The organism is Mesorhizobium neociceri (genome assembly GCF_013520985.1).
Lineage (GTDB): Bacteria > Pseudomonadota > Alphaproteobacteria > Rhizobiales > Rhizobiaceae > Mesorhizobium > Mesorhizobium neociceri.
The window spans coordinates 85,068-93,301 of the sequence record NZ_JACDTY010000022.1 but is presented as its reverse complement, the minus strand read 5'-3'; the positions used below and the strand labels follow the sequence as shown (position 1 = coordinate 93,301).

8 protein-coding genes are annotated in these 8,234 nt (G+C 62.6%); 1 reads left to right on the top strand and 7 read right to left on the bottom strand.

Annotated elements, in window-relative coordinates; all coding sequences use genetic code 11:
- Positions 1-170: 170 nt before the first annotated feature.
- The 3 genes from H0241_RS29795 to petA are packed head-to-tail and all read right to left on the bottom strand — an operon-like array spanning position 171 to position 2,987.
- Complete coding sequence (locus H0241_RS29795; protein ID WP_181061345.1) at positions 171-1,043, bottom strand: cytochrome c1; 873 nt, start codon at positions 1,041-1,043, stop codon at positions 171-173.
- Positions 1,044-1,066: 23 nt separating this feature from the next.
- Positions 1,067-2,410 (bottom strand): cytochrome b, encoded by a 1,344-nt coding sequence (locus H0241_RS29790; protein ID WP_181061344.1) that lies wholly within the window; start codon positions 2,408-2,410, stop codon positions 1,067-1,069.
- Between the two features lie 16 nt (positions 2,411-2,426).
- On the bottom strand, positions 2,427-2,987 hold the full coding sequence (gene petA, locus H0241_RS29785) for a ubiquinol-cytochrome c reductase iron-sulfur subunit (RefSeq protein ID WP_181061343.1): 561 nt from the start codon (positions 2,985-2,987) through the stop codon (positions 2,427-2,429).
- A gap of 316 nt (positions 2,988-3,303) precedes the next feature.
- Here petA and H0241_RS29780 point away from each other — a divergent pair, with 316 nt between their 5' ends.
- The gene (locus H0241_RS29780) at positions 3,304-3,648 is read left to right on the top strand and encodes a cupin domain-containing protein (RefSeq protein WP_181061342.1); all 345 of its coding nucleotides are present in this window, start codon (positions 3,304-3,306) and stop codon (positions 3,646-3,648) included.
- Between the two features lie 3 nt (positions 3,649-3,651).
- On the opposite strand, the gene H0241_RS29775 is transcribed toward H0241_RS29780, so the two are convergent.
- The 4 genes from H0241_RS29775 to H0241_RS29760 are packed head-to-tail and all read right to left on the bottom strand — an operon-like array spanning position 3,652 to position 8,231.
- Positions 3,652-3,960, bottom strand: a complete 309-nt coding sequence (locus H0241_RS29775; RefSeq protein ID WP_181061341.1) for a DUF6665 family protein — start codon at positions 3,958-3,960, stop codon at positions 3,652-3,654.
- Position 3,961: 1 nt separating this feature from the next.
- Positions 3,962-4,438: a GNAT family N-acetyltransferase gene (locus tag H0241_RS29770; RefSeq protein WP_181061340.1), complete on the bottom strand. Its 477-nt coding sequence runs from the start codon at positions 4,436-4,438 to the stop codon at positions 3,962-3,964.
- Positions 4,439-4,441: 3 nt separating this feature from the next.
- Positions 4,442-6,325 (bottom strand): ABC transporter ATP-binding protein, encoded by a 1,884-nt coding sequence (locus H0241_RS29765; protein WP_181061339.1) that lies wholly within the window; start codon positions 6,323-6,325, stop codon positions 4,442-4,444.
- Positions 6,326-6,335: 10 nt separating this feature from the next.
- The gene (locus tag H0241_RS29760) at positions 6,336-8,231 is read right to left on the bottom strand and encodes an ABC transporter ATP-binding protein (RefSeq protein WP_181061338.1); all 1,896 of its coding nucleotides are present in this window, start codon (positions 8,229-8,231) and stop codon (positions 6,336-6,338) included.
- Between the last annotated feature and the right edge of the window lie 3 nt (positions 8,232-8,234).

Here is an 8,234-nt window from a genome sequence, read left to right as displayed (position 1 = left end):
TCTTGGCCAGCGCTCTCAGATCCGCGCGCAAAAGGCCGGACATATGAGCGCAAGAGACCCGATCAAACTATCTCAACCATCCTTGCAAGCGGGGGGCCGTCCACATATGAGCACCGGAAGCGCAGGACGCCGGCATTTGCAGGCCGGCATCACCTGAATATCGGCACACCTTAGTGGGCGACGTCTTCCCATACCTTGCGCTTGGTCAGATACATCAGCGTCCCGAACAGAGCCAAGAACACCAGCACGCGGAAGCCGGTCTTCTTGCGGTCTTCCATATGCGGTTCCGCCGCCCACATCAGGAAGGCCGAGACGTCGCGCGAATACTGGTCGACCGTCTGCGGCGAGCCGTCATCATAGGTGACCTGGCCGTCGGAGAGCGGCTTGGGCATTTTCAGCGACACGCCGGACATGAAGTAAGGATTGTAGTGCGTGCCTTCCGGGATCACCATGCCGGCAGGCGGCGTCTGGTCGTAGCCGGTCAGCAGCGAATGGATGTAGTCCGGGCCGCCCTGGGCATACTGGGTGAAGATGTCGAACACGAAGCGCGGGAAGCCGCGCTCGACGCCGCGTGCCTTGGCCAGCAGCGACATGTCCGGCGGAGCAGCGCCACCGTTGGAGGCAGCCGCTGCCTGCTCATTGGCGAACGGCGCCGGGAAATAGTCGGACGGCTTGCCCGGGCGGTCGAACATGTCGCCGGCATCGTTGGGACCGTCATGGATGGTGTATTCGGCGGCAAAGGACTTCACCTGCGCCTCCGAATAGCCCAGGCCTTCCAGCGTGCGGAACGCCACCAAATTCATCGAATGGCAGGCCGAGCAGACTTCCTTGTAGACCTTCAGGCCGCGCTGCAGCTGCGCCTTGTCGTAGGTGCCGAGCGGGCCGGCGAAGCTCCAGTCCATTTCCTTCGGTTCGTCGATCGGGAAATGCGTCGGTGCTGCCGCGTTGTGCGCCTCTTCAGCGGCCATCGCCACGGTGCCGACCGCTCCGATGCCGCCGGCAAACACGCCTAGCAGGGCGAGCGAGGTGAGAATCTTCTTCATGCCAAATCCCCTTAGATTCTCGCTCAGCCCTTGGTTTCCGGCGCGGAGGTCGCACCGGCCGGATGCCCCCCACCGGCACCCTTGTTCTTCTCCAGCACCGCCTCGGTAATCGAATTCGGCAGTCTGCGCGGCGTCTCGATAAGGCCCAGCACCGGCAGCGCGACCAGGAAGAAGGCGAAGTAGAACAGTGTCGCCGCTTGAGCGTAGCCAACGTAGTTGCCCGAGACCTCACCTATCAGGAGGGTCAACAGACCGCCGCCTTCCGCAGGCTGCGAGCCCAGCCAGCCGAGCAGGACAGCGTCGGCGACGAACAGCCAGAAGAACAGCTTGTACCAGGGCCGGTAGACCGCCGAGCGCACCTTGGAGGTGTCAAGCCACGGCACCAGGAACAGCATAACGATGGCGCCGAACATGCACAGCACGCCGCCGAGCTTGGAGTTGATCGGCCCGATGTTGAAGGTGATGGCGCGCAGGATCGCGTAGAACGGCAGGAAGTACCATTCCGGCACGATGTGGGCCGGTGTCTTCAGCGGGTTGGCGATCGTGTAATTGTCCGGATGGCCAAGGAAGTTCGGCAGGTAGAAGACGAAATAGGCGAACAAGAACAGGAACACGATCATGCCGAACGCGTCCTTGATGGTCGCATAGGGTGTGAAGGCGACGGTGTCGGTCTTCGACTTGACCTCGATGCCGGTCGGGTTCGACTGGCCGACCACATGCAGCGCCCAGACGTGCAGCACGACGACGCCGGCAATCATGAACGGCAGCAAATAGTGCAGCGCAAAGAAGCGGTTGAGCGTTGGATTGTCGACTGCGAAACCGCCGAGCAGCAGCTGCTGGATCCAGTCGCCGACCAACGGAATGGCGCTGAAGAAGCCGGTGATGACGGTGGCGCCCCAGAAGCTCATCTGACCCCAGGGCAGCACATAGCCCATGAAGCCGGTTGCCATCATCAAGAGGTAGATGATGCAGCCGAGGATCCACAGCAGTTCGCGCGGCGCCTTGTAGGAGCCGTAATAAAGCCCGCGGAAGATGTGGATGTAGACGGCGACGAAGAAGAACGAGGCGCCGTTGGAATGCATGTAGCGCAACAGCCAGCCCGAATTCACATCGCGCATGATCTTCTCGACCGAATTGAAGGCGAGATTGGTGTCGGCCGTATAGTGCATGGCCAGCACGATGCCGGTCAGGATCTGCGCCACCAGCATGATCGCCAGGATGCCGCCGAAGGTCCACGCATAGTTCAGGTTGCGCGGCACCGGATAGGCGATGAAGCTGTCATAGACCATGCGCGGCAGCGGCATGCGGGCGTCGAACCAGCGTTCGATACCGGTCTTGGGCGTATAGGTCGAGTGTCCCTCGCTCATCGAAATATCCCCTGCCTCAACCGATAAGGATTTTGGTATCGGAAATGAACTTGAATACCGGCACAGCCATGTTTTCCGGCGCCGGGCCTTTGCGGATACGGCCGGCCGTGTCGTACTGCGAACCGTGGCACGGGCAGAACCAGCCGCCGAAATCGCCTTCCTGGCCGAGCGGAATGCAGCCCAGATGTGTGCAGACCTGCACCATCACCATCCAGGCTTCCTTGCCGGGCGTGGTGCGGTTGGCGTCGGTCGCAGGCGCATCGGCCGGCAGATTGGCGTTGCGGGCGATCGGATCCTTTAGGTCGGCAAGGTTGACGGTCTCGCCGTCCTTCATCTCTTGCTCGGTGCGGTTGCGCACCACGACCGGCTTGCCGCGCCATTTGACGATCAGCGACATGCCAGGGGTCAGCGAGGAGACGTCGACCTCGACCGAGGCCAGCGCCAGCGTCGATGCATCGGGGCGCATCTGGTCGATGAACGGCCAGGCGACGGCCCCTGCGCCGACCACTGCGGCCATGCCGGTGGCGACGTAGAGAAAATCACGACGGTTGGGATCCTGGGTGTCGGTTGCGCTCACGGGTGCCTGATCCTTTCGCCTCTTCCGAGCCGGCGGTCGAGCTTTGTTCCCCGCTCCATCGCGCCGGCCCGACAGCGCATGGCGAACAAGCTAGCGAATTCCTCCGGCATTTGGATTTCGGTTTATGCGTGAAGCCCGTTTTTGTCCAGCGGGGTGAGGCCACAAGGGCAGATTGTCGCGGGGACAGAACAGCGTGTCAGTCGGCCAGACGCCAAACGGCCGGCAAAGGCGGCTAAACAACAGGGAAATCTCAGCAAATCCGAGGCTCCCCGCCCTGTCTCGACAGGACAGGTTGCCGTGATCTAGTCTCGCCGATATGGCACACATCATCGATCGCGAGACCTGGACCAGGACGCCCGGCCGCTGGCAAGGCGAACTGCAGTTGAGCGCCTACGGCTCCAACTCCTGCCTGATCTTCAATTACCAGCCGGAGATCGGCGGCGGCCCGCGGCTGCACACCCACCCCTATTGCGAGATCTTCATCATCCGCCAGGGCACCGGCCTGTTCACGATCGGCGACAAGCAGATCGAGGCCACGGCCGGCCAGATCCTGATCGTGCCGCCGAATACACCGCACAAATTCACCAATCTCGGACCCGGCCCGTTCGAATCGACCGACATCCACGAAAGCGGCAGCTTCATCACCGAATGGCTGGAGTAGCGTCTACTTGGCGCCGAGCCTGACCAGGACAGCCCTGGGGATATCGTATTCCCGGATCACCGCCTCGTGCTTGCGCAAGCCACACAGCTCGCGCTGGATGAAATAGGCGTGCACCGCTTCGGCGGCGTCCTTGAGGAGCCGCGGTCGCTGCTCCTTGTCGTCGTCGTTCTCGCGCAGCTTCTTCAGCGTTTCCTCGACCCGTTGGCCGGCACGGCCGAGTGCCGCGGCCTTTTCGGCCAGTATCTCATGGCCGAGGGCGTCGAACGCGGCTTCGGCAGCCGAGGCGCCGGCGGATGGCGGACGCAATGACATCTCAGCCTCCTTTTCTGTCTTGAGAGAGCATCATGCGGTGCGTGACGAATTCTTCGCCCACCACCGGCTGGAAGCCAAGCCGTTCATAGAACCCAAAGGCTTCTTGTGGCGCGCGGGTGTTCAGCACGGCAAAATGGTGACGTGCCCTGTCAATGACGGTCTCGACCAGCATGCGGCCAAGGCCGCTGCGGCGGTGACGCGCGCTGACGAACAGGTGCCTGACCCGGCCGTGGCCCCTGCCTTCGAAATAAGGATCGATGTTCAACCCGCACACACCAGCGAGTTCTCGGCCATGCCATGCCCCAAACAGCGCCTCGCCTCGCTTCAGGAACTTGTTGCGGCCGCCTGACCAGCTATCCGCCAGGCGCACCAGCATCCAGTAGCCCTCCAGCCGGCTCTCCTCCTTCAGCGCGACGAAGGCTGGCGCGGTTGGCCGCAGCCGCTTGAGGACGTAGCCGACATCAGGCGATCCAGCCATGCACTACTCCGCCGGCCGCGTCTCTTCCAGCACGCTTTCCTCGTGATAGAGGAAGCCGCCGGACTGCCGTTTCCACAGTCGCGCATAGAGCCCGTCCAGCGCAACCAGCTCGTCATGCGTGCCCTGTTCGACGATGCGGCCGCCGTCCAGCACCACCAGCCGGTCGAGTGCGGCGATGGTCGACAGCCGATGCGCAATGGCGATCACCGTCTTGTTCTCCATCAGCCGGGTCAGATTCTCCTGGATCGCCGCCTCGATGTCGGAATCGAGTGCCGAGGTCGCCTCGTCGAGGATCAGGATCGGCGCATCCTTGAGGAAGACGCGGGCGATCGCCACGCGCTGGCGCTGGCCGCCCGACAGTTTGACGCCACGCTCGCCGACAAAGGCCTCGTAGCCGGCACGGTCGCGGTTGTCGCGCAGGCCCAATATGAACTCATGCGCCTCGGCCTTCTTCGCCGCAGCGACCACCTCGGCGTCGGTTGCATCCGGCATGCCGAGCTTGATGTTGTCGCGTAGCGAACGATGGAAGAGCGCGGTGTCCTGGCTGACCACGCCGATATTGGCGCGCAGCGAATTCTGCGTCACCTCCGACACGTCCTGCCCATCAATGGTGATCTCACCGCTTTCGAGGTCGTAGAGCCGCAGGATCAGGTTGGCGAGCGTCGTCTTGCCGGCGCCCGACGGACCTACCAGTCCAACCTTCTCGCCCGGCCGCACGACAAGGTCGATGCCGTTGAGCACGCCAAAACCCTTGCCGTAGTGAAACTCGACATTCTTCACCTTGATACGGCCGCCGGCGACGACAAGCTCTTTCGCATCCGGCGCATCGACAAGCCCAAGCGGCTGCGAGATCAGCGCCTTGGAGTTTTCCAGCACACCGAGGTTTCGCAATATGCCGTTGAGCTGCATCATCACCCGTCCGAGCAGCATGTTGAGCCGCAAGACGAGGGACAGTGTGAAAGCGACGGCGCCGACGGTGATCGACCCTTCGACCCAGAGATAGACGGCAAAACACCCAATCGCGGTGATCATGATGCCCGACAGCGTCGTCAGCGCCATGCGCACGCCGGTCAGCCGGCGGGTGAAAGGCCGCAGCGCGTCGAGATAGATGTCGAAGCCATTCTTGATGTAGCGGTCGTCGCCATCGGCCGAGAACAACTTCAGCGTCTGCACGTTGGAATAGGAATCGATGATGCGCCCATTGATCATCGAGCCAGCTTCAGCCGTGGCCTCGGCATGCCTGCGGATCGAGGGCAGATAGAGCTTGGCCAGCCAGGCGAAAGCGAGGATCCAGAGCACCACCAGCACGGCCAGGCGCAAATCCAGCCCGGCGACCAGCGCCAGCGTCGTCACCGTATAGATGAGCATGAACCAGATGACCTCGATGAAGCTCTCCATCAGGTCGCCGGTCGCCTGCCCAGCCTGCCAGACTTTTGTCGCGATGCGCCCGGCAAAATCGTTCTGGAAGAAGGTGTAGGACTGGCGCGATACATGCCGGTGCGCCTGCCAGCGCACCAGATTGTAGAAACCCGGCGTGATCGTCTGCTCGTTGACCAGCGCCGACAGACCGACGACGATGGTGCGGATGACCGACACCACCACGATCATGAACACCAGCTCAGGACCGGCGGCGGTCCACAGCGCGTGCCAACTGCGTTCACCGGGAAGCTGGTCGAGAATATCGACCAGGCGCCCGACGAAGTAGAACAGCCCGGCTTCGATCAGCGGCGCAACGCCACCAATGACCAGCATGGCGAAGAAGGCGAACTTCGCCTGGCCGACATAGTACCAGAGGAAGCCGCCGACGCTTGACGGTGGCCGAAGAGTCGCTGGCTCCCTGAACGGATAGACCCAGTTCTCGAACCAGCGGTAGACGGCTGTCATCATGCTGATGTCATCACTCTGCGGCTTCACCCTTCATGCCGATATCGTGGGCTATGGCATCATTGGCGGCATCGACAGGACCGTCGTCGAGCAGGAACCCGCCCGACTGGCGCTGCCAGAGCTGCGCGTAGAGCCCGCCGCTGGCGACGAGTTCCTCATGCGACCCCTCCTCGATGACACGGCCCTTGTCGAGGACGACGAGCCTGTCCATCGCCGCAATGGTCGACAGCCGGTGCGCAATGGCGATGACGGTCTTGCCTTGCATGAGCTTGTAGAGATTCTCCTGGATGGCGGCCTCGGCTTCGGAATCCAGCGCCGACGTCGCTTCGTCAAGGATAAGTATCGGTGCGTCCTTCAACATAACGCGAGCAATGGCGACGCGTTGCCGCTGGCCGCCGGACAATTTGACGCCGCGGTCGCCGACATGAGCGTCGAGCCCTTTACGGCCGGTGTGGTCTGAAAGCCCGCCGATGAACTCCAGCGCCTCGGCCCGCCCGGCTGCCTCGACAAGCATCTCTTCCGTCGCGTCGGGCCGGCCATAGAGGATGTTGTCGCGCACCGAACGGTGCAGCAGCGAGGTGTCCTGCGTCACCATGCCGATCTGCGCGCGCAGCGAATCCTGCGTCACCGATGCGATCTCCTGGCCGTCGATCAGGATCCTGCCGTTCTCCAGATCGTAGAAGCGCAACAAGAGGTTGACGAGCGTCGACTTGCCTGCACCCGAGCGGCCGACAATGCCGACCTTCTCGCCGGGCTTCACCGTCAGCGACAGGCTCTCGATGACACCTTTCTGCTTGCCGTAGTGGAAGCGGATGTCGTCGAAGCGGATCTCGCCCTTGGTGACGGCAATATCCTTCGCCCCCGGCCGGTCTTCGACCAGACGCGGCAGCGAGATCGAGGCGATGCCGTCCTGCACCGTGCCGATGTTCTCGAACAGGCCGGACATTTCCCACATGATCCACTGCGACATGCCCCACATCCTGAGCACCAGGCCGATGACCACTGCGACAGCGCCGATCGTCACCGCCTGGCCAAGCCACAGCCACAGCGCCAGCGCCGTCACCGAAAACAGCAGCAGCGCGTTGAGGATGTAGAGCAGGCCGTAAAGCACCGTCACCAGCCGCATCGACTGGTAGACGGTGTCGAGGTAACCGGCCATGCCTTCCCGGGCGAACGTGGCTTCGCGGCGCGCATGGGAAAACAGCTTGACCGTCTGGATGTTGGTGTAGCTATCGACGACGCGGCCGGTCATGGTCGAGCGCGCATTGGCCTGCGCCTTGCCGACCTTGCCCAGCTTCGGGATGAAGTAGCGCAACAGCCCGATATAGCCGAGCAGCCAGACGCCAAGGGGTGCTGCCAGCCGCAAATCGGCCGAGCCGACGATGAACAGCATGCCAAGGAAATAGACGATGACGTAGTTGAGCACGTCGATCACCTTGATGACGCATTCGCGCACGGCGAGCGCTGTCTGCATCAACTTGGTGGCGATGCGGCCGGCGAACTCGTCCTGGTAGAAGCTCATCGACTGCTTCAAGAGATAGCGATGGACCTGCCAGCGGATGCGCATGGGGTAGTTGCCCATCAGCGTCTGCTGGTTGAGCAACGAATGCAGCCATACCGTGCCCGGCAGCGCAAACAGCACGACGAACGCCATGCCGGCGAGCTTCCAACTCTCGGTCTGCAGGAAGGTTTCGCGGTTCTGGCCGGAGAGCCAGTCGACGATGCGGCCCATAAAGCCGAACATCCACACTTCGGCCACCGCGATCGCCGTCACCAGCACCGCATCGACGATGATATAGGGCCAGGCGCCGCGCGTGTAATGCACGCAGAAGGCAACCAGCGTCTTCGGCGGCTCGACCGGCTCAGCTGCAGGGAACGGATCGAGCCTTTTTTCAAACCAGCTAAACATAGC

Excerpts from the sequence above, each read along its gene's own strand:
- H0241_RS29795 (WP_181061345.1), bottom strand. The coding sequence starts at position 1,043 with ATGAAGAAGATTCTCACCTCGCTCGCCCTGCTAGGCGTGTTTGCCGGC.
- H0241_RS29790 (WP_181061344.1), bottom strand. The coding sequence starts at position 2,410 with ATGAGCGAGGGACACTCGACCTATACGCCCAAGACCGGTATCGAACGC.
- H0241_RS29780 (WP_181061342.1), top strand. The coding sequence starts at position 3,304 with ATGGCACACATCATCGATCGCGAGACCTGGACCAGGACGCCCGGCCGC.
- H0241_RS29775 (WP_181061341.1), bottom strand. The coding sequence starts at position 3,960 with ATGTCATTGCGTCCGCCATCCGCCGGCGCCTCGGCTGCCGAAGCCGCG.
- H0241_RS29770 (WP_181061340.1), bottom strand. The coding sequence starts at position 4,438 with ATGGCTGGATCGCCTGATGTCGGCTACGTCCTCAAGCGGCTGCGGCCA.
- H0241_RS29765 (WP_181061339.1), bottom strand. The coding sequence starts at position 6,325 with ATGATGACAGCCGTCTACCGCTGGTTCGAGAACTGGGTCTATCCGTTC.
- H0241_RS29760 (WP_181061338.1), bottom strand. The coding sequence starts at position 8,231 with ATGTTTAGCTGGTTTGAAAAAAGGCTCGATCCGTTCCCTGCAGCTGAG.